Below are 20,302 nucleotides of genomic sequence, written 5' to 3'. Positions count from 1 at the left end.
GAAAGGTTGGTAACTATGGAAAAATTTATTCTTGAGTCTGGAAAAGCACTGGCTAGATTAAGATCTGGAATAAATGATTTCATTGAGGACAAAATAGAGGGAAATGTCACCAACCTAATTCTTTTTATCCTTTCCTTCTTTATCCTTTTCGTTTTAAGTTTCAGTTTAATTTTTGGTGTCAAAACCATTATAGATGGTTATTTCTATTTTCTAATACCTCTTATAGTACTGACGGTAGTTTTGGTTTGGCTAGCCATATTCTATGAATCAGATAAACACCTGGAAACCGATCGGCATAATTTTAAAATGGAACCCATTAATAAGTTCCAGATAAGGTTTGAATACATCAACCTTGATAAAAATGCTAAAGAGCAATTCTATAGGTTACTTAAAGGCCTAAAGGTTAGGGCGAAAATTAATTTTACCGTTGGGAATAAAAGTGGGGATTCCGCAAACCATAGAATTCTCTTTGTCTTATTCGATGAATTGTTAGTTGGTGGAATTCAAGATTTCTCCGGAGAAAGGAAACGTGACTTTTTCCAACTATTGATAAATTCCTTTTTGATGAACAACGAACCGCTTAAAGAAAACACTTTAAAAACCAGTTTTTCCGCCTGGAAAAACGACCAGGAAAAAATTAATTCCCGAAACCAGCGAAAATTCATACGGCAGATGCTAAATAAAGAATAATTATAGCATAATTCCCTTTTTATTTGAATTATCCTATTGATTTATAGGTATTTACTTTCCTAAGTTTGTCCTGTACAAAATCGTAAAAGGCCTTTTACTCATTTTTAATTTAACCATATAGTTATGAATGAGCAGGAACAAGTAGTGGGTTTATTGGAGGATATTAAAGTACTTCTGTCCCACACCAAAAAAGTAATGAACGTGGAAGACCTAGCCCAATATACAGGTCTCTCCAAAAGTAAGATCTATAAGCTTACCCATTTAAAGCTTATCCCAATGGGGAACAACCCAAACATCCGTCAGAAGTTTTTCGATAAGGAAAAGATCGATGCCTGGCTCCTCGGGGAACCGGACCTAACCGATGCCTACCTGGAGGATCAGTTTAACAAGAGCCTATTGAAGAATCGCAAGTAATCACTTGCTTTTTTACTCAACCATAAAAAATATGTTGATGAAAAATTCATCCTATCTACTGCTGGGTATGAATTACTATAAAATAGTAGTGATATCCACTATTACCGGGAATTTCAATAAAGTTTTGATGGTCTATAATACCAGAAAAAATAGTTTCTAAAATGAAAGATTATGGAAAAGAATAAACTTATACTCTATCAGGTTTCTGAGCAGAAGAAAAAAACGATCTACGACGCTGTGGATGAGTATGTTTCTGAAAAATATGATATCAGGTTTAACGAAATATCTCACGAATTTCAGATACGGATTAAGGAGGCAACTATCTGGGAAGATTTTGAAGTGAATTCTCTACTTATAGAATTAGCGAAATCGAACATAGAGATTAATCCGGGTAAACTGGACATCTATTTACGGTCTAACCTAATTCCCAGATTTAACCCGATTGCGGAATACTTTGATAAGCTTCCAAAATGGGTGGGTGGAGATCATATAAGAACACTCGCTTCATACCTTCCGGCTAAAGAATCTGAGCAATTTCTTTATCATTTTAGGAAATGGCTGGTAAGAACAGTTAAGGGTGCGCTGGAAGAAAACTATTTCAATAAGCAATGTTTGGTTTTAGTGCATTCAGAACAAAATTCAGGAAAGTCTACCTGGTGCAGGTTTCTCTGTCCCCCGGCTTTATCAAAGTATTTTGCTGAAGATATGACTACGGATAAAGACGCCAGGATCCAACTTACCAGGAATTTCATCATCAATTTAGATGAATTATCTGTGCTGGCCAGAAAAGAAATTAATGCGCTTAAAGCTTATTTCTCTAAAACGATGATCAATGAAAGGCTGCCTTATGACCGTAAAAACTCAAACCTGCGAAGGACCTGCAGTTTTATAGGATCTACCAACAGGGCAACCTTTCTTAATGATGAAACCGGTTCTGTGCGCTGGTTATGTTTTGAGCTTGTTGGTAAAATTGATTTCACTTATTCCCAGGAAGTGGATATAGATAAAGTATGGGCTCAGGCTTATTACCTGGCCTATGTGGATGAACAATTTAACCCGGAACTGACCCTGGAGGATATCATTGCAAATGAAGAAAGGAACAAAACTTATCGAGAAGCCAGTATGGAAGAAGAACTGCTCTGTAAATACTATGTCAAGAGCTTAGACCCCGCCGACTTTAAAACGGCTTCAGATATAGTGTTACAGCTCAATTGTATTAATCCGAGACTGAATATTTACAATATGGGTAGAGCAATGAGAGCCCTGAACTTTGAAAGGGTAAAATCAACCCAAAATGGAAGATATGGCTACCTGGTCAAACAGCGGTTTAAGACCTCTCCTTTAGAAGTTTTATAAAATCTATTTACCCTAATTACCCAAACCTTGGAAAGGGCTGTTAACAAAGGGGGTTTCACTGGGTAAATAGAATTTAAAATAATCTACCACAATTACCTTTTTGGGTAGATAGGGTAGATAGGGTAGATACGAAAAACAGCAAAAAATGAATTAAAAGCCCTGGTTTTACTGGCTTGGGTAAATAGGTAACTTAAAAATTAAATAATGGACTTAAATAACTTATCGTGTAAAAGTGCCCGTAATATTTGCATCGTAAAAACGCTGGCAAAATTAGGGCACTTTCCCACCAGAACATCGGAAAAAGAAGCTTGGTTTCTGAGTCCCCTGCGGTCAGAAACCCAAGCCTCTTTTAGCGTCTCTTTAGTTAAAAACTTATGGTTTGACTTCGGATTGGGAACAGGAGGGAATACCATAGATCTAATTATGCTTATGAAATCCTGGTCTGTAAGGGAAACCCTGAAATTTTTAAAGGGCGATATGAGCTCTCTTTCTTTTAGCCCGCCGGATATTGAGCCTATTTCTAAGGAACCGGAAATTAGTATCCTGGATGTTCAAATTATTCATCTTAAAGCATTAATTGATTATCTGAACTCACGGAATATACCTTATGAGATTGGTAGAAAATACTGTAGACAGGTTTGGTATCGCTGTAAAGGAAAACGGTTTTTTGCACTTGGCCTTGAAAATTATAAAAGAGGCTGGGAACTTAGAAACAAATACTTTAAAACTTCCAGTAGACCAAAAACCTTTTCATTTTTTGAAAGACAATCTAAGCAGTTAATCATCACGGAGGGGATGTTTGATTTTCTTTCCCTGGCTACTATTGATGAAGATTTGGTGCAAAATTCAGATTGCATCATTTTAAACTCCCTGGCTTTTTTGCAAAGGATTAAAATGCTCATCCCTAAATATGAAAAGGTACTGCTTTATCTGGATAATGATCCGGCAGGTAAAAAAGCAGCTGGCTCACTTTTAAATCAGTTTCAGAATGTGACTGATTGCAGCAATTCCTACTGTGACTATATAGATCTAAATGAAAAATTGAAAGCTGTAAAAAATCCCTGACTTTAAATAATGATGCGTAGGTAAATGGTAAATGCCTATCGGAGAATTCAGTTGAAAGGGAAAAGCAAGATGTGTCATTGTAATGACAATCTTGCTTTGCGCCCGATGGTTGCAAAGGTTTTAAAAAGAAAAAAATGAAAAGGGAATACATCCAGGTACGATGCTCGATCTACGAGAAGAAGCTACTCCAAAGAAGGGCGGCCAGGGCAGGAATTTCCCTTTCGGAATATATAAGAGCTACAGCCTTTGATAAAAATATTGTAGAACGGATCACCCCGGAACAACTGGAGATTTACCAGATGCTGGTAAAGTACAAGAACAATTTTACCCGCATTGGGAATATGTTTAGAAAGCGGGATCCAAAGCTGGCCAAAACTGTGGAAGACCTGGCGAAAGAAATCAGGACACATTTAAAAAACTTTAAAAAATGATTGGTAAAGGACATAGCGTTTCAGGCACCAGGGTTTCCATATCCTATGGCTGGAACCAGGAAAAAGAAGCTGAAGTCGTTTTAAGAGAACACGTGGCCGGAGATACTCCCGCGGAAATAGCCGAAGAGTTTAGGATAATCCAGTCGCAAAACCTACGGTGTACCAATAACACCTTAAGTTTTATAGTTAGCCCAACAATTGAGGACGGCAAGGATCTAAGCAAAAAGGAACTGGAAGAACTCGCTAAAAAATTTTTAAAAGAGATGAACCTGCAAAACAATCAATCTATTGGATTTGTGCATCGGGATAAAGCGCATACCCACGTTCATATCTATACCAACAGAATTGGTTTCGATGGTAAAGCCTATAACGACAGCTTTATTGGAAAAAGAAGCCAGATAGCTGCCGATAATGTTGCCAAAGAATTAGGGCTGACCAGGGTTCGGGAAGTACAGAATGAAAAATTACACGAATTGAAACATCTGAGACAACAAATTAAAAATATAAATGATCGGGTGCTTCAAACCAGACCAAAATCGCTGGATGAATATATCAGTAAAATGAAAGCTCAAAAGGTAGAAGTGATTCCCACCATCAATAAAGCCAATCAACTACAGGGGTTTCGGGTGGAATACAAAGGAGTAAATCTAAAAGCCAGTGAAGTGGACCGTTCGATGAGCGGGAATAGGTTAATTCCCCAGATCTCACAAAACCGGAGTTTTACTAGGATAAATGAAGTACCTAAAACTTTTCAGGTATTGGATAAGACAGTGCAACTAAGCAGCAATCTATCTACTAAAATAGCTAAAGAGCTTGTAAAAGGAACAATAAAAATTATAAGAGATACCGGTATAGGTATGGGATATTAAAATTTTAAGAGATGAAAAAGCTAGATGAAATTATGGAGTTGATGGCCGATGAAATGAAGGATTTCAAAACGGCAGTGCTGGAGCTTCAAAAGCTTTCAGGACAACTGGTCAAGATGAGCATCCCCATCAGCACGGCAGCATTGGAAAAGAACCTGAACACATTCCTGCAAAAACAGGAATTGGAAAAGGAAAAAACAGATGAAATACTAAAGGAGATAGATCGGAAATTAAAGCGCGCCAGGATCATACCCAATTACCTGCTGATTCTTTTAGGAATCTCAGGAATCATTGCTCTGGGTTCAGTGGGTTATTTTGGGTATACCTCCCAAGAAAAAGTAGAAGAAAACTTTGAAGTTTACAGAACGATTATGGAATCACAGAATAAGCATTATGAAGATTATTTTGCAGCATATCCAGAAATCCAGGAGGCATACTGCGAGTGGATACAGGGTGGATACCAGGGTTTGTAATGACAAATGACCCTTTGAAAAAATTAGTAAAATTTTGGCAAATGCCCTGAAACCCTCAGTAAAACCCTTGAAATTTGAGGTAAAAAATTAGTAAAAAATTACAGCAATTTTTTAGATCAGGGGATAATGAATGGATATTCACGTAAATGGGTTCAAAGGCCCTGATAACAGGTTTAAATTTACTGGTTTTGTATAAGAGTGTAGGTAGCGCCCTATGCTGTTTTTACTTTACGCTTAATTTCCCATACACTATAAAAACAGCATAGGATCCGGCGAAAGTTATGGTAGATATGGGGCTGGCATACAATTTTAAACCTTTATTAGAAAAAATTCCCAGTAAAGTGAAATTCCTGAAAACCTTATATAAGTATTGTTAGAATTTACCAAAAAAACAGACCCCGGACTAATGAATAAAAGATCTTATAGAACACTGAAAATCAGCAAATAATTTTGTTTATTAATATTTCTGAAAGCAATTTTAGCCAATAAAGTCATTTTATACCTTATAGCCTCCAAATATTATTAGAATAAAAATGCTAATTCAGGCATATTTAATCTCTTTTAGCCCAAAAAACCGAGTTTACTGTGAACTACAATTTTAAGTTCTTACCTTTTTGTACCTTCTAAAATCTTTCATAAAAAAGCATAATTTAGTCTAAAATATAGACAACTATACACAATATGAGAAGGACTTTTGTAGGGTACTATAACTGAAAATAAAATCATACTTAAGCTAATCTTAAGAAGCTTTTAATCGATACTTAAACCAGTTTAATGAATATTTGAATAATGAGAATATTAATCGTAGAAGACGAAGCGGGAATTGCAGCTTTTCTAAAACAAGGGTTGGAGGAAGAATCTTATGCTGTAGATATTGCCGAGGAGGGAAAAAAAGGCCTTCATTTAGCTTTATCAGGCGAATATGACTTGCTTTTATTAGACTGGATGTTACCGGGTATAAGTGGAATTGAAATTTGTAGGCAATTCAGGAAAGAATTTCAGGAAACACCTATCATTATTCTTACCGCGAAAGACACTCTTGACGAAACCGTGTTTGGTTTACAATCTGGTGCAAACGATTATATTAAAAAGCCTTTTCATTTTGAAGAACTTCTAGAGCGTATCAAAGTACAGCTCAGGCCAAAATCAGGGGAACACTCTCTGTTTACTTTAGGTAATATCACTTTGAATACCGAAACACATGAGGTATATAAAAATGCTGATGAAATTCATCTTACCCAAAAAGAATTTGGACTGCTAGAATACTTAATGCGCAATAAAGGCAAAGTGTGCAGACGAACCCGAATTATAGAAAGTGTTTGGGATATTCACTTTGAGTACAATACCGGAGTCATTGATGTATATATTAATGCTTTGAGAAAGAAACTTGCATTATCTGAGGATGAAAATTATATCCAAACAGTTCGCGGAGTGGGCTATATCGCAAAAGAATCATGAACCTGAATTTTAAAAACAGAATTACCTATCATTACATTGTAGCCACGGCAACTTTAATGGCCCTGGTTTTCGGTGCTATCTTTTTTACCGTAAAAAAAACCGTAATACAAAACCTTGACAGCGACCTTTCCTATGAAGCAAATAAACATACGGGTGAAATAGCAATTAGCGGAGAGCGCATCTATTTTATTAATAAAGCAGAATGGGCAGAACGCGAACATCGTGAAAGTGAAGTTCATCCTGTATTTATTCAAGTAATGGGTAAGCAAGGCAATCTTATGGATAAATCCCCCAACCTGAAGCTGGATAGTCTACCGTTTAAACCAGCAGAATTTGGAGGACATTTTAATGCTAAGTTGAATCAAAAAAATATCAGGCAGGTTCAATTGCCCATAGAGAGCAACGGAAAAATAAAAGGGTATATGCTAGCGGCTATGTCTTCTGAGTCATCCCTGGCGGTCATTTCAAAACTAAGAAATGTATTATTGATCTCTTACTTTATTGTTTTAATTGGCGTGTATTTCGTTTCTCGTTTTTTAGCTGGAAGAAGCATTAAACCCATCCGTGAAATTAGCACTACCATTACAAGAATTACCAAAAACAACCTCAATGAACGAGTAAGTATACCTCAACACCAGGACGAGATTCACGAACTTTCAACTAATTTTAATGCACTCCTTGAACGTATTGAAAAGGCTATAGAAAGAGAAAAACAGTTCACCTCTGATGCCTCGCACGAACTAAGGACCCCGCTTGCTACCCTTAGGGGCACCCTGGAAGTACTGATAAGAAAACCGAGAAGCCAGGTAGAATACGAAGATAAAATTAGGTACAGTTTAAGTGAAATAGACCGAATGACTTCTACGCTGGAGCAACTACTGCTACTAGCCCGTTTAGATAATTCAAACCAACACAAAATAAACAACGAATGGACTGCCCTGCCCAAACTGATTGATGAATCAATATCTAAATTTAAGGATAGGATAAATGAGAAGAACTTAAAGATAAATCTCGATTTTAATCATTCAGATAAAGCCCACGGTCTTTATTATTACAGCAAAATAATTATTGACAATATTATAGGTAATGCTGTTAAATATGCAAATGCTGATTCAACCATACATATTGGGATTAAAACGGTTGAAGATAAAATTATTTGTACGATCACAGATGAAGGGATTGGAATAAAGGAAGAAGATTTGACCAAAATTTACGATAGCTTTTTCAGGTCTGATGCGCTTAGTCACAAAAAAATAACAGGCAACGGGCTGGGTCTCGCTATCTCAAAAAAATGCGCAGATGCCATAGGAGCCGAATTACAGATTGAAAGTACTTTTGGCCATGGGACCAGTGTTACTGTCTTGTTTTTAAAAAGGAATTAAAAATCTGTTACTGGCGTTAAAAGTATTAAAAGGTTTTTCAGATGCTGAATTAAAAGATCATATTATGGACAATTCACTAGACGACTATTTAGACAATCATTATATACATAGAAGCAACTGGTTACGAGCAGCGGTGCTTGGTGCAAATGACGGTATTCTATCTACCGCCAGTCTTGCCATTGGTGTAGCTACGGCTAGTGATTTTAGAGAACCTATTATTTTGGCCACAGTTGCTGGATTAGTAGCAGGTGCCTTATCCATGGCAGCAGGAGAATATGTTTCTGTAAGTTCACAAACCGATGTTGAAAAGGCTGATATCGATCGCGAAAAACAAGAGCTTAAAGAGATGCCGGAGTTAGAATTGCAACGGTTAACTGAAATTTATGAAAAACGAGGATTGAAAAAAGAAACAGCTATGCTTGTGGCTAAGGAACTTACGGCTTATGATGCCTTGGGAACACATGTAAGGGATGAATTAGGAATCAATGAAATAGCCCAGGCCAAACCATTTCAAGCTGCATGGACGTCGGGAATAGCTTTTAGCACAGGTGGCCTTTTACCCCTTTTCGTTACCTTGTTCGCTCCCATAAATTTTATGGAATATCTCTTATACGCCTTTGCAATTTTATTCTTAGTGATTTTAGGAATTTTATCAGCAAAAATGGGAGGCTCAAATATTATAAAAGCTATTTTCCGCATAACATTCTGGGGTACGGCTGCAATGGGTTTAACGGCATTGGTAGGCTACTTATTTGGAGTAAGTTTAGCATAATTTACAGTCTTAAGTCAATCTTAAGAAAGGCTTGAGGAAAGCCTTAGGTTATCACTATAATTTTGGAGTGTCATTAAAAATTTCACCTTAGATAAGGTCCAAGATTATCATTGATAAACACCATAGGAATTATGCTGAACCGTATTATTAAATTTAGTATTTCCCATAAATTAATTATTCTTCTTTTTACCGCCTTTATCATTGGTTTTGGATTATACTCCCTATCTCAAATCCCGGTTGGTGCAGTACCAGATGTTACCAACAATCAGGTACAGGTAATTACCACTTCCCAGAATCTTTCTACTCAGGATATGGAGCAATACATTACATATCCGGTAGAATTAGAAATGGCCAATTTACCCGGAGTTAAGGAAATACGTTCGGTATCTAAATTTGGATTGTCTGTGGTTACAATTGTATTTGAAGAAAATCTTGGCACCTATTTGCCCAGGCAGCTTATAGCAGAGAAAATAAAATCTGCTTCTGAAAAAATACCTGACGGATTCGGAAAACCAGAAATGGGCCCCATTACTACCGGTTTGGGTGAAATTTACCAGTATACTTTAGATACCAAACCTGGATATGAAGATCGCTACTCTGCTGAAGATCTTAGAACTATTCAAGACTGGATCGTAAAAAGACAATTATCGGGTATTAGTGGTGTTGTAGAAATTAATGCCTGGGGCGGGTATGTAAAAGAATATGAAGTTGCCATCAATTCAAAAAAACTAAATGCGATGGATATTTCCATTTCGCAACTCTTCACCGCGCTTCAGAATAATAATAGCGTAGCCGGTGGTGGTTATATTGAAAAGGTGAATCAAGCATATTTTATTCGTGGTCAGGGTCGGGTTACTTCATTAGAAGACATAAGGAACATAGTGGTTAAAAATGAAAATAACACCCCGGTTTATATTAAGGATGTTGCTGAAGTTGGTTTTGGACAGGCAACTCGTTTTGGTGCCATTACCGCCAACGGCAAAGGTGAAACCGTTCTTGGGCAGGTTATGATGCTTAAAGGTGCTAATTCCAATAAAGTTATTCAAGCGGTAAAAGAACGTGTAGAAAATATCTCGAAATCGCTTCCGGAAGGGGTTGTGATTAAACCTTTTTTAGATCGCAGCGAACTTATAGGAAGAACCACTTTTACCATTGCCGAAAACCTTATTCTAGGATGCCTCATCGTTATTTTTGTGGTGGTTCTACTGCTTGGAAACCTCCGCTCTGGATTAGTGGTGGCTTCGGTAATTCCGTTATGTCTACTATTTGCGCTCTCCCTTATGTACATCTTTGGGGTTGATGCCAATTTAATGAGTTTGGGAGCGATAGATTTTGGAATTATTATAGACGGTGCGGTAATTATCGTAGAGTTTACAGCCTTTAAACTTACCCGAAAACAAGATGAATATGAAGATCTGGACAAACAAGAACTCGGAAACCTGAAAGACAGGGTTACCTATGATAGCGCTTCAAAAATGATGAATTCAGCGATATTTGGGCAATTGATTATTCTTATTGTTTTTATTCCTATTCTATCTTTAAGCGGTGTGGAAGGTAAAATGTTCCGCCCAATGGCTCTTACTTTTAGTTTCGCATTGATTGGAGCAATGATCTTCTGTCTCACTTATGTCCCGGTAGCCTCGGCACTATTTTTAAAATCAAAAGAACCTTCAGAAAAAAATATATCTGTTAGGCTCATCAAATTTTTAAACCGAATATACAAACCTTCAATTATTTGGGCACTAAGCCGAAAAAAACTGGTACTAGGAATGGCTGTTATACTGCTTTTAATTTCAGGCTTTATTTACAGTAGAATGGGCGGTGAATTTATTCCGCAGTTAGATGAAGGTGATTTTGTAATTCAACCTGTCTTAAAGACCGGTACTTCCCTAAGTAAAACCATTGAAACTACCACAAGAATTGAAAATATACTTATTGACAGCTTTCCAGAAGTAGACCAGGTAGTAAGCCGTATAGGTGCAGCAGAAGTTCCTACCGACCCGATGTCTATGGAAGAAAGTGATGTTATTGTTTCACTAAAACCGAAAGGTGAATGGGTTTCGGCTGATTCAAAAGATGAGCTGGCTGATAGGTTTAAAGAAGCTTTGGCTATAATTCCGGGAATAGAAATCGAATTCACCCAGCCCATAGAAATGCGTTTTAATGAATTGATCACCGGGGTTCGTGCCGATATTGCCGTGAAGATCTTTGGGGAAAACCTGGATATATTAAATACCAAAGCACAAAAGATCAAAAATCTCATCAAGGATGTAGAAGGAGCTTCAGACGTGGTCGTTGAAAAAATTGTGGGTCTTCCGCAGATGAACGTAAACTACAAGCGTGAAAAGATTGCGCGCTACGGCCTTAACATAGCAGATCTAAATAAAATTATTACCATGGGCTTTTCAGGAGCAACCATGGGAAGTGTATTTGAAGGGGAGAAACGTTTCGATATGGTGCTAAGACTGCAAAAAGACAGACGTCAGGACATTTCTAATTTAAAGAACCTTTATGTAGATACTCCTTCTGGAGAAAAGGTTCCTCTAAGCGAACTGGCAGATATTACTTACCAAAAGGGAGCCGCGAAAATTTCTCGTGATAATACCCAAAGGCGTATTGTAGTTGGAATAAACGTAAGAGATAGTGATTTACAAACTGTTGTAAATAAGATAAGTACAACTATAGATGCCAATATTAGTTTACCTCCCGGGTATAGCATCACTTATGGCGGACAATTTGAGAATTTACAAAGTGCCACCTCACGCCTAAAAATTGCCGTTCCCATCGCATTGGTGCTCATTTTTATCCTTTTGTATTTCGCTTTTGGAACCTTTAGAGAAGCACTAATGATATTTTCAGCTATTCCATTAGCTGCAGTAGGAGGAGTTCTATTGCTATGGCTACGTGGAATGCCTTTTAGTATCTCTGCCGGAGTTGGATTTATCGCTCTATTTGGTATTGCCGTGCTAAACGGGATCGTACTAATAGAACAATTTAAAGAGTTAAGAGAAGAGGGAATGAAAAATGATGATGATCTTATTGTAAATGGAGCACAGAACAGGTTACGTGCTGTATTGCTAACAGCATCTGCCGCAGCTTTAGGTTTTTTACCAATGGCCATTTCGACCGGTGCAGGTGCAGAAGTACAACGTCCCCTGGCTACGGTGGTAATTGGCGGCTTGATCACCTCTACCCTGCTTACGTTAATCGTATTACCGGTAATATATTCCATCTTTAATAAAGAGAAAAAGAATAAGGGAAAGTCCAAAGATAAGCTTCGTGTAAAGCCTTTAACTATTCTTCTATTATTGGTTGGTTTTTCAGGTTTTTCACAGGAAACTAAGATCACTACTATTGAAAATGTAGAAGAATTGAAGAAAATGGCATTTGAAAACAATTTTGGCCTCCAGGCCTCTTCTCTACGGGTTGATGAAGCCGATGCACTTGTTGGAAGTGCCTTTACTTTTGACAAAACAGAAGCTTATTTTGGAAATGACGAGAGCAACCGTGCAGGCGATCAATCACTTGATGTTCTAGGCGTGCGCCAGCTTTTTAATTTTCCCACTGTATACTTTGCACGTAAGAAAGTCTTTAAAACTAGTTTTAAGCAGGAACAAAGCACCTTTAAGCTAAAGCAGTTAAACCTGGAACAGGAAGTCTCACGAGTATATTATCAGCTGCAATATGAAAAAGCCAGGATTGCTGTATATGAAGATCTGGATAGTTTGTATCAAAAATTTGCTTATGCCGCTAAAAGAAGATTTGAACTGGGCGAAACTAATTACCTGGAAAAGATAACTGCAAGAGCTAAACAAAAGCAGTTGGAAACTCAATTAAAGCAAGCGCAGAATGAGCTTGGTATTTCTTTCGAAAAACTGAAACCATTAATCAATACTGATCTGGAAATTATTATAAAAAAGGTTCCATTAGAAAAGCTAAGCATTACAAACTTAGAAATTCAGAGTAATCCCGGTTTGGAATTATACCAAAATCGTAATGATTTTTTCCAGGCCCGGGCTGCACTGGAAAAGCAAAATCTGCTGCCCGATATCAGTTTAAGTTACTTTCAATTTAATAATGATGTTATAGATACTCCTTTAAAAGGCTATCAGGTTGGCGTTCATATTCCACTTTTGTTCTTCGGGAATTCTTCGAAAATAAAAGCTGCAAATATTGCGAGACAGGCGGCCGAGCAGGAAACTGCAGATTATGAAATAAGATTGAATTCAGCATACAAGCAACTTCTTCAACAACTAAATAAGCATCAGCAAGCGCTTTCCTATTATGAAAATGAAGGAAAAGGCCTTTCTGAAGAAATTATAAAAACAGCAAATTTAAGCTATAAGAACGGGGAGATAGATTTTTTTGAATATATCCAGAGTCTTGAAAACTCCTATAATATCATTCTTTCGTATTACGAAAACCTGAACGCGTATAACCAAACCGTACTCCAGATAAATTATTTAACCTTATAAGCTGATCTCATGACAAATAATTTAAAATCTATATTTATACTTCTTGCCGTACTATTCATGTCTTCCTGCGGAGATTCAGAAAAAGAAAATAGTGAGGAAGCGACCACTAATTCCAGCGATGGCGGCATACAATTAAGCTTTGCGCAATTTGAAGGCAGTGATATGGAATTGGGGAAAATTAAAGAAAACAGCTTTCCGGTAAGTGTTGAAACTACCGGTATGATAGATGTCCCGCCAGAAAATAAGGCCATGGTGAGTTCTTTTGCCGACGGATATGTTAGAGAAACTCCTTTGCTTATTGGTGATGAAGTTAAGAAAGGGCAATTTCTGGTAAGCCTGGAAAACCCAGATTATGTGCAAATGCAGCAGGATTATCTGGATGCAATGCAGCAAATGAACTATTTAAAATCTGAATACCAAAGACAGAAAACACTTCTGGAGGAAAAAATCACTTCTGAAAGAAATTTTCTCAAATCCGAAAGCGAATATAAACGTAACCTGGCCAAATATCAAGCTCTTCGCAAAAAATTACAAATGCTGAATTTAAACCCGGAAACGGTTGAAAACGGCAATATATCTTCAACTATTCGCATCTATGCACCTATTTCTGGAAGTATTACCGAAATGAAGATCAATAACGGGATGTACGTTTCGGCAGCAGATGAGTTTATGCAAATCATAGATCGTGACCATTTGCATATTGAACTAAACGTCTTTGAAAAAGATGTGATGAAAATCAAAAAAGGCCAGGATATAAGGTTTAGCATTCCTGAAGCCAATGCCGATACCATTGAGGGCAAGGTACATTTGGTAGGTACCTCTATAAATGAAGAAAAAAGAACTGTGAAAGTACATGGACATTTTAAGGATGAGAAAAAAAAGAACAGTTTTGCCACGGGAATGTTTGTACAAGCCCAGATCATTACCGATAAAAAGGAAGAAAAAGCACTACCTACAGAAAGTATCGTTTCATTGGAAGATACCTATTACGTGCTGGTTTTAGATAAAAAAACGGATAGCAACTACATTTTTAAACGTCGTGAGGTTTTACCGGGAGACGATTTTGGTGATTTTACCATCATTAAAAACAGTTCCGACTTTAAGCAAGATGACCAGTTTTTAACCAAAGGTGCTTTTACCTTAATAACAGAATAAATCATGAACGATGCACATTATCATTTAATCGTCAATCATCTACCCATTGTGGGATTATTGATTGGAATACTTGTTCTTATTGCAGGATTAGTTTTCAATAAGGCAGAAGTAAAACTTACTGCATTGGGGATTTTCATCTTTAGTGCCACAACTTCTATTGCAGCTTTCTACACGGGAGAGGGAGCAGAAGAAGTAATAGAAAACCTGGAAGGTATCAGCGAAACCCTTATCCATACACATGAAGAATATGCAGAAACTTTTTATACCCTAACCTTGATTCTAGGAGGTTTATCACTGCTCACCTTCATTTTGGAATTAAAAAAAATGAAATTTACTAAGTACCTCATGATTTTATGTTTGTTGATAGCATTAGTTGATGGAGTATTAGCCACATATGTAGGCTCAAGTGGTGGTGAAATTAGACACTCTGAGATTCGAAACGATGCTAAAATGATTCCTTTAGATAAGTATGAGGAGTAAGAACGTTATAAAACAATGCGCTTATAAGCTCTAACTATTATTGAAATGAAATGATTATTGTAATACCTTGTTATAATGAGTTCAATAAAATTGATAAACATGCTTTTATCAATTTTTTGAAAAATACTCCAGGTGTAAGCCTGGTCTTTTCAGAAGATGGCTCAACAGATAATACGTTATCTATTTTAAAAGAAATTCAGGATTTGTTTAAATCGCAAGTTCATATCTGTATATCCAAACAAAACAATGGTAAAGGAGAAGCAATTAGAAAAGGTATGCTATATAGTTTAGACAAGGGATTAAAATTTGACAGAATCGCCTATTTAGATGCCGACTTATCTGTTTCGTTAGAAGAATGTATATCTATTTCTAAATTGGTAACCAAAGATATCTTATTCGCTTTTGGCTCAAGGATTTCAAAAATTGATAACATAATTATAAGGTCTCAATTTAGACATTATTCGGGTAGGTTTGTAGCAACCCTAATATCTAATTTATTACATATTCCAGTTTATGACACCCAATGTGGATGCAAGGTTTTTGATGCTAAATTGGCCAAACCAGTGTTTGAGGAAAGTTTTATCTCTAAGTGGTTGTTTGATGTTGAAATATTTTTTCGAATTATAAATCTTTATACTCGAAATGAATTAAATCAAATGTCTGTAGAAATTCCTTTGAATTCCTGGATAGATGCTGGCGGATCTAAGGTTAAACTCTCCTACTTTTTTAAAATGTGGTTCGATTTTTATCTCATAAAAAAGCAATACCGTGAAATTTAAAAGTAAGTATATATATCTTTCTGGTATTGTAATTTTATTCATTCTTCGGGCTATCCTAAACGCTTATGTTCCTTTGATGGACAAAACTGAAGCCAGGTATGCTGAGATTGCTAGAATAATGCAGGAAACCGGCAACTGGATTACTCCTCAAATTGATTACGGTGTTCCTTTTTGGGCAAAACCCCCATTATCTACGTGGTTATCGGCTTTGAGCATGAAGGTTTTTGGTGTTAATGAGTTTGCCGTGCGCTTACCTTATCTTCTGGCTGGCTTTTTCCTCATTATTGTTATAACAAGGTTCGTAAAAAATAAAAACGCTATTTATTTTTCGGGATTTGTATTAATGACTATTCCAGAATTTTTACTCCATACTGGAGTAGTTTCAACAGATACTATACTTTCTTTCTCAGTGGCTTTAATTTTTTTGAGTTTTTGGAAAGCAATAAATCGTGATAAATTAAGCTATTGGGATTATTTGATATTTGCATTTATAGGGATAGGACTTTTAAGCAAGGGACCTCTTGTTTTAGTTTTAACAGTGCCTCCCATTTTTATCTGGGTCATCTATTTTAAAGAATACAAGAAATTTTTTAAACAAATTCCTTTAATTTCAGGTTCACTTTTAACTTTAGCAATTACAGTTCCATGGTATTATTTGGCAGAAATGAATACCAATGGTTTTTTAGAATATTTTATTGTTGGAGAACATTTTAAACGATTTTTTGACTCCAGTTGGGATGGCGATAAATATGGGTTTGCCAAATCTCAGCCTCTTGGCATTATATGGTTATTTCTCTTTGCATTTGCATTTCCCTGGATACAAATATTAGCAGTAAAACTCTGGAAACGTAAAAACAGCTTAATAAAGGATAGGTGGGTTTTCTTTCTTTTGCTCTGGCTACTATGGACGCCCTTTTTCTTTACATTCTCCAAAAGTTTGATCCATACTTATATCCTACCTTCTATTGTACCTATTGCCCTGCTCATAGACTATTACTGGGCAGAAATAAAAATGAAAAAGACAATCATTGTTGTAAGTTTAATTTTCCCGGGTTTGGTAGTTGCTACTACGATATTTAGTCTTGTGAGTAATAATTTAGAATTTTATAGTAAAACTGATAAATACCTTCTACAGAATATTGAAGATTTTGACGGAAATATCTATTACTTAGGCAGTAAAAGCTATTCAAGTCAGTTTTATAGCAAGGGTGAAATACAGAATATTTCAATTGAAAATTTAAAGAGCAAAACCGCTGAAAATGAAACTTTTAAAGTTATCATCAAAAACAAAGATTATGATAAAATTGAGGAGTCTGTAACTAAAAATCTTAAACTTTTAGATTTTAATAGCAAAAATAAAATATATGCAAATAAGTAGTATAAAGCCTATTTTGAGCTAGGTCATCTCCCGGCTATAAATGGTTTTGGAGCTACAACAGTATTTAAAATAATTAAAGCGCTGGTATTGCCAAAAACTCTTAAAAGGGTCAATACGAAAGAAAAGATGGAAACGTTTTAAAATAATAAATCTCTAGAAATGAAAAAGAAAATATTAATACTAGTAGTTGTTTTACTAAATCTAAGCACAATATACGCCCAGGAATGGCAAACAGATTTTGAAAAAGCCAAGAAAACAGCTTCAACAGAAGATAAACCCATCGTTCTTGTTTTTCAGGGATCTGATTGGTGTGCACCTTGCATAAAGTTAGACCGCCAGGTATGGAGTACAGCAGCTTTTAAGAAATATGCATCAGAACATTATGTGATGTTGCAGGCAGATTTCCCTCGAAAAAGAGAAAATTCCCTATCAGAAACACAAGCAAAGGCAAACGCAAAATTAGCAGAAACCTACAACAGTAACGGTATTTTCCCTTTTGTTGTTGTTTTAGACGCTAATGGCAATGTTTTAGGAAAAACAGGTTATAAAAAGACCACTCCAGAGCAGTACATTAAAGAGTTAAACGCTTTTACCGAATAATTTTGAAGTATATATTTACTATATTATTAAGCTTTGTTACGCTTTATTCTATAGCGCAACAGCCTTATAAACGAACACTCAAACTTATGGGTAGTCGTTTTGATATCACAGTAGTTGCAAAAGACTCTGTTGAAGCTAATAAACATATCGCTACTGCAATTACAGAAATCACGAGGATAGAGAAGCTCATTTCCTCCTGGGATGCCAAATCGCAAACATCAGGAATAAACCTAAATGCAGGAATTAAACCCGTAAAGGTAGATGCAGAACTTTTTGAACTGATAGAACGTTCCATCGGTATTTCAAAACTTACAGATGGAGCTTTTGACATTAGCTACGCATCCATGGATCATATTTGGAAGTTTGATGGAAGCATGAAACAAATGCCTTCTCCTGCCGAAATTACAGCATCGGTTGAAAAAGTTGGGTTCCAAAACATAATTTTAAATAAAGATAATAGCACAGTGTTTCTTAGACTAAAAGGAATGAAAATTGGCTTTGGTGCTATTGGTAAAGGTTATGCTGCCGATAAAGCCAAAGATTTACTCATTTCAAAAGGAGTCCCCTCAGGAATTATAAATGCCTCTGGAGATATGAATACCTGGGGCAAGCAACCTAATGGTAAAGAATGGAAGGTTGCCATCACAAATCCAATGGACAAGAACAAAGTATTTGCTTTGCTACCTATTAGCAACGGGGCAGTTGTGACATCTGGTAATTATGAAAAATATGTAAAACTCAACGGCAAGCGATTTTCACACATAATAGATCCAAGAACAGGATATCCTTCAAGCGGAATTATAAGTGTAACGGTTTTTGCTCCAAAAGCAGAATTGGCTGATGCTTTAGCCACCTCAGTTTTTGTCATGGGCCAGGAAGCAGGTTTAGACCGCATCAATCAATTACCACAAATAGAGTATATCATTATTGATGATAAAGGGAATATTATAAAATCAAAGAATATAGAAATAGATAAGTTATGATAAAGAGATATATAATAATGGCCTTTATAACTACCTCTCTTTTTAGTTGTGCGGTAGTAAAGGAATACGAAAAAGTAAATATCAATGATCCCGATATGACCTTATCAGAAAAAAAAGCCGATCGTAATGTGACCACGGCTCATTCTTATCGTGAGGCGGCAGTAGGTGCCAATGGCGGGAAAACAGGTGGAGGCTGCGGCTGTAATTGATAAAATAAAAATAATGAAACGTATAATTATTATTTTTTGTTTAATCGCTTTCGTAAAATCCTACTCGCAAACTTCCGAAGGATCAACCACAGAGTATAAAAAACGAGTTTTGGAAACTACCGAAATAGATTTCTTATCAAGCTATTATACCCAGGATGGAGATAATGCAGCGGTAAGTGGCGGTATTGGGACCGAAGAATTAACAGATGCTACTGGCACATTTGTAGTTTCTATACCTCTTAACGATGATGATATATTAACTATTGATGCAGGTGTTTCTGCCTACACCTCAGCATCATCAAGTAATATAGATCCTTTTGACGATGGTCCCGCAGACCCATTTCAGGCATCATCAGGAGCTTCTCGCAGTGACTTATGGGGAAATGTAACAGGAAGCTATAGTCACAGTTCTGATGATCGAAATGAAATTTGGTCTACCAAACTATCTGTATCAACCGAATATGATTATTTTTCGGCAGGCTTGGGCGGCAGTTATACAAGGCTTTTCAATGAAAAAAATACAGAACTAAGCATCAGTGGTAATGTATATATTGATTCATGGAATGCTATTTATCCTATAGAGTTAAGACCTTTTGGAGAAAATGGCAATAGATTGAATAATCCTTTGTTCACCCGAAATAATATCACCGGAAACACCAATTACAACCCCAACTTCACACCTTTTGATAGTGAAGGACGTAATTCTTATTCCTTAGGATTTGGTTTTTCACAAATACTTCATAAAAATGTTCAGGGATCTTTAGCTTTAGATTTCGTACAACAACAAGGACTATTATCTACCCCCTTCCAACGGGTTTATTTTAGTGACGTACCAAATTCTTTTATAGATAACTTCCAACTAGCGGATGATGTTGAGAAGCTACCTGATAGTAGATTTAAAGTTGCAATTGGCGGAAGATTGAATTGGTACTTAAATGAGGTTGTTGTGCTTAGAACTTTTTACAGGTATTATTTTGATGATTGGGGCATAACTTCGCATACGGCAAGTATTGAAGCTCCGATTAAAATTACCGATAAGTTTACACTGTATCCCTCTTATCGCTTTTACAATCAAACAGCAGCAGATTATTTTAGACCATATGAAACCGCTTTGTCTACTGATGAATTTTACACATCTGATTATGACTTATCTGAATACAATGCAAATCAATTTGGCTTTGGGATTTCCTACACAGATATTTTCACAAAAGCCCATATCTGGAAATTCGGACTTAAAAGTATAGATTTAAAATTCTATCAATATGATAGAGATACTTCTTTTAGCTCCAGCATCATCACCTCCGGGTTTAATTTTATAATGGACTAGTAATAAAAC

20 protein-coding genes are annotated in these 20,302 nt (G+C 36.4%); all 20 read left to right on the top strand.

The features are described from left to right. Positions 1-15: 15 nt before the first annotated feature. The 20 genes from B5X51_RS00315 (at position 16) to B5X51_RS00225 (ending at position 20,293) form a co-directional block, all read left to right on the top strand. Entirely contained in the window at positions 16-690 is a 675-nt protein-coding gene (locus B5X51_RS00315; RefSeq protein WP_079718875.1) for a hypothetical protein, read from the top strand. 123 nt (positions 691-813) lie between these two features. Then, complete coding sequence (locus tag B5X51_RS00310; protein ID WP_079718874.1) at positions 814-1,104, top strand: helix-turn-helix transcriptional regulator; 291 nt, start codon at positions 814-816, stop codon at positions 1,102-1,104. Between the two features lie 37 nt (positions 1,105-1,141). Continuing rightward, complete coding sequence (locus B5X51_RS16040) at positions 1,142-1,264, top strand: hypothetical protein (protein ID WP_262506811.1); 123 nt, start codon at positions 1,142-1,144, stop codon at positions 1,262-1,264. Positions 1,265-1,275: 11 nt separating this feature from the next. Further along, entirely contained in the window at positions 1,276-2,460 is a 1,185-nt protein-coding gene (locus B5X51_RS00305; protein WP_079718873.1) for a VapE domain-containing protein, read from the top strand. A gap of 204 nt (positions 2,461-2,664) precedes the next feature. Then, entirely contained in the window at positions 2,665-3,525 is an 861-nt protein-coding gene (locus B5X51_RS00300; protein WP_079718872.1) for a toprim domain-containing protein, read from the top strand. 134 nt (positions 3,526-3,659) lie between these two features. After that, positions 3,660-3,956 (top strand): mobilization protein MbpA, encoded by a 297-nt coding sequence (gene mbpA, locus B5X51_RS00295; RefSeq protein WP_079718871.1) that lies wholly within the window; start codon positions 3,660-3,662, stop codon positions 3,954-3,956. After that, complete coding sequence (locus tag B5X51_RS00290; protein WP_079718870.1) at positions 3,953-4,825, top strand: relaxase/mobilization nuclease domain-containing protein; 873 nt, start codon at positions 3,953-3,955, stop codon at positions 4,823-4,825. Before mbpA ends, B5X51_RS00290 begins: the two co-directional genes overlap by 4 nt. 11 nt (positions 4,826-4,836) lie before the next feature. After that, positions 4,837-5,295, top strand: coding sequence for a DUF6730 family protein (locus B5X51_RS00285; RefSeq protein WP_079718869.1), 459 nt, complete (start codon positions 4,837-4,839; stop codon positions 5,293-5,295). A gap of 789 nt (positions 5,296-6,084) precedes the next feature. Further along, complete coding sequence (locus B5X51_RS00280) at positions 6,085-6,753, top strand: response regulator transcription factor (protein WP_079718868.1); 669 nt, start codon at positions 6,085-6,087, stop codon at positions 6,751-6,753. Further along, positions 6,750-8,135 carry a sensor histidine kinase gene (locus B5X51_RS00275; RefSeq protein ID WP_079718867.1) on the top strand — a complete coding sequence of 462 codons (1,386 nt, stop codon included), beginning with the start codon at positions 6,750-6,752 and terminating at the stop codon, positions 8,133-8,135. The genes B5X51_RS00280 and B5X51_RS00275 overlap by 4 nt, the downstream gene beginning before the upstream one ends. A gap of 64 nt (positions 8,136-8,199) precedes the next feature. Then, complete coding sequence (locus B5X51_RS00270; RefSeq protein WP_079718866.1) at positions 8,200-8,907, top strand: VIT1/CCC1 transporter family protein; 708 nt, start codon at positions 8,200-8,202, stop codon at positions 8,905-8,907. Between the two features lie 131 nt (positions 8,908-9,038). Next, positions 9,039-13,382 carry a CusA/CzcA family heavy metal efflux RND transporter gene (locus tag B5X51_RS00265; RefSeq protein ID WP_079719646.1) on the top strand — a complete coding sequence of 1,448 codons (4,344 nt, stop codon included), beginning with the start codon at positions 9,039-9,041 and terminating at the stop codon, positions 13,380-13,382. A gap of 9 nt (positions 13,383-13,391) precedes the next feature. Next, the gene (locus B5X51_RS00260) at positions 13,392-14,537 is read left to right on the top strand and encodes an efflux RND transporter periplasmic adaptor subunit (RefSeq protein ID WP_079718865.1); all 1,146 of its coding nucleotides are present in this window, start codon (positions 13,392-13,394) and stop codon (positions 14,535-14,537) included. Positions 14,538-14,540: 3 nt separating this feature from the next. Then, positions 14,541-15,017 (top strand): hypothetical protein, encoded by a 477-nt coding sequence (locus B5X51_RS00255; RefSeq protein WP_079718864.1) that lies wholly within the window; start codon positions 14,541-14,543, stop codon positions 15,015-15,017. 50 nt (positions 15,018-15,067) lie between these two features. Further along, on the top strand, positions 15,068-15,796 hold the full coding sequence (locus tag B5X51_RS00250) for a glycosyltransferase (protein ID WP_079718863.1): 729 nt from the start codon (positions 15,068-15,070) through the stop codon (positions 15,794-15,796). Further along, positions 15,786-17,174 carry an ArnT family glycosyltransferase gene (locus B5X51_RS00245; protein WP_079718862.1) on the top strand — a complete coding sequence of 463 codons (1,389 nt, stop codon included), beginning with the start codon at positions 15,786-15,788 and terminating at the stop codon, positions 17,172-17,174. Before B5X51_RS00250 ends, B5X51_RS00245 begins: the two co-directional genes overlap by 11 nt. 159 nt (positions 17,175-17,333) lie before the next feature. Beyond that, the gene (locus tag B5X51_RS00240; RefSeq protein WP_079718861.1) at positions 17,334-17,774 is read left to right on the top strand and encodes a thioredoxin family protein; all 441 of its coding nucleotides are present in this window, start codon (positions 17,334-17,336) and stop codon (positions 17,772-17,774) included. A 2-nt stretch (positions 17,775-17,776) separates the two neighbouring features. Continuing rightward, positions 17,777-18,757 (top strand): FAD:protein FMN transferase, encoded by a 981-nt coding sequence (locus B5X51_RS00235; RefSeq protein WP_079718860.1) that lies wholly within the window; start codon positions 17,777-17,779, stop codon positions 18,755-18,757. Next, a complete protein-coding gene (locus tag B5X51_RS00230; RefSeq protein WP_079718859.1) occupies positions 18,754-18,966 on the top strand; it encodes a DUF4266 domain-containing protein in 213 nt (70 codons plus the stop codon). Before B5X51_RS00235 ends, B5X51_RS00230 begins: the two co-directional genes overlap by 4 nt. A gap of 13 nt (positions 18,967-18,979) precedes the next feature. Then, positions 18,980-20,293 (top strand): DUF3570 domain-containing protein, encoded by a 1,314-nt coding sequence (locus B5X51_RS00225; protein WP_176132704.1) that lies wholly within the window; start codon positions 18,980-18,982, stop codon positions 20,291-20,293. Positions 20,294-20,302: the final 9 nt, after the last annotated feature.

This window comes from Salegentibacter holothuriorum (assembly GCF_900168045.1).
Lineage (GTDB): Bacteria > Bacteroidota > Bacteroidia > Flavobacteriales > Flavobacteriaceae > Salegentibacter > Salegentibacter holothuriorum.
The sequence above is the reverse complement of the archived record's forward strand: the minus strand, read 5'-3'. Positions and strand labels throughout refer to the sequence as shown.

Excerpts from the sequence above, each read along its gene's own strand:
- B5X51_RS00270 (WP_079718866.1), top strand. The coding sequence starts at position 8,200 with ATGGACAATTCACTAGACGACTATTTAGACAATCATTATATACATAGA.
- B5X51_RS00250 (WP_079718863.1), top strand. The coding sequence starts at position 15,068 with ATGATTATTGTAATACCTTGTTATAATGAGTTCAATAAAATTGATAAA.
- B5X51_RS00255 (WP_079718864.1), top strand. The coding sequence starts at position 14,541 with ATGAACGATGCACATTATCATTTAATCGTCAATCATCTACCCATTGTG.
- B5X51_RS00275 (WP_079718867.1), top strand. The coding sequence starts at position 6,750 with ATGAACCTGAATTTTAAAAACAGAATTACCTATCATTACATTGTAGCC.
- B5X51_RS00230 (WP_079718859.1), top strand. The coding sequence starts at position 18,754 with ATGATAAAGAGATATATAATAATGGCCTTTATAACTACCTCTCTTTTT.
- B5X51_RS00305 (WP_079718873.1), top strand. The coding sequence starts at position 1,276 with ATGGAAAAGAATAAACTTATACTCTATCAGGTTTCTGAGCAGAAGAAA.
- B5X51_RS00225 (WP_176132704.1), top strand. The coding sequence starts at position 18,980 with ATGAAACGTATAATTATTATTTTTTGTTTAATCGCTTTCGTAAAATCC.
- B5X51_RS00310 (WP_079718874.1), top strand. The coding sequence starts at position 814 with ATGAATGAGCAGGAACAAGTAGTGGGTTTATTGGAGGATATTAAAGTA.
- B5X51_RS00290 (WP_079718870.1), top strand. The coding sequence starts at position 3,953 with ATGATTGGTAAAGGACATAGCGTTTCAGGCACCAGGGTTTCCATATCC.
- B5X51_RS00280 (WP_079718868.1), top strand. The coding sequence starts at position 6,085 with ATGAGAATATTAATCGTAGAAGACGAAGCGGGAATTGCAGCTTTTCTA.
- mbpA (WP_079718871.1), top strand. The coding sequence starts at position 3,660 with ATGAAAAGGGAATACATCCAGGTACGATGCTCGATCTACGAGAAGAAG.
- B5X51_RS00300 (WP_079718872.1), top strand. The coding sequence starts at position 2,665 with ATGGACTTAAATAACTTATCGTGTAAAAGTGCCCGTAATATTTGCATC.
- B5X51_RS00285 (WP_079718869.1), top strand. The coding sequence starts at position 4,837 with ATGAAAAAGCTAGATGAAATTATGGAGTTGATGGCCGATGAAATGAAG.
- B5X51_RS00240 (WP_079718861.1), top strand. The coding sequence starts at position 17,334 with ATGAAAAAGAAAATATTAATACTAGTAGTTGTTTTACTAAATCTAAGC.
- B5X51_RS16040 (WP_262506811.1), top strand. The coding sequence starts at position 1,142 with ATGAAAAATTCATCCTATCTACTGCTGGGTATGAATTACTATAAAATA.
- B5X51_RS00265 (WP_079719646.1), top strand. The coding sequence starts at position 9,039 with ATGCTGAACCGTATTATTAAATTTAGTATTTCCCATAAATTAATTATT.
- B5X51_RS00260 (WP_079718865.1), top strand. The coding sequence starts at position 13,392 with ATGACAAATAATTTAAAATCTATATTTATACTTCTTGCCGTACTATTC.
- B5X51_RS00315 (WP_079718875.1), top strand. The coding sequence starts at position 16 with ATGGAAAAATTTATTCTTGAGTCTGGAAAAGCACTGGCTAGATTAAGA.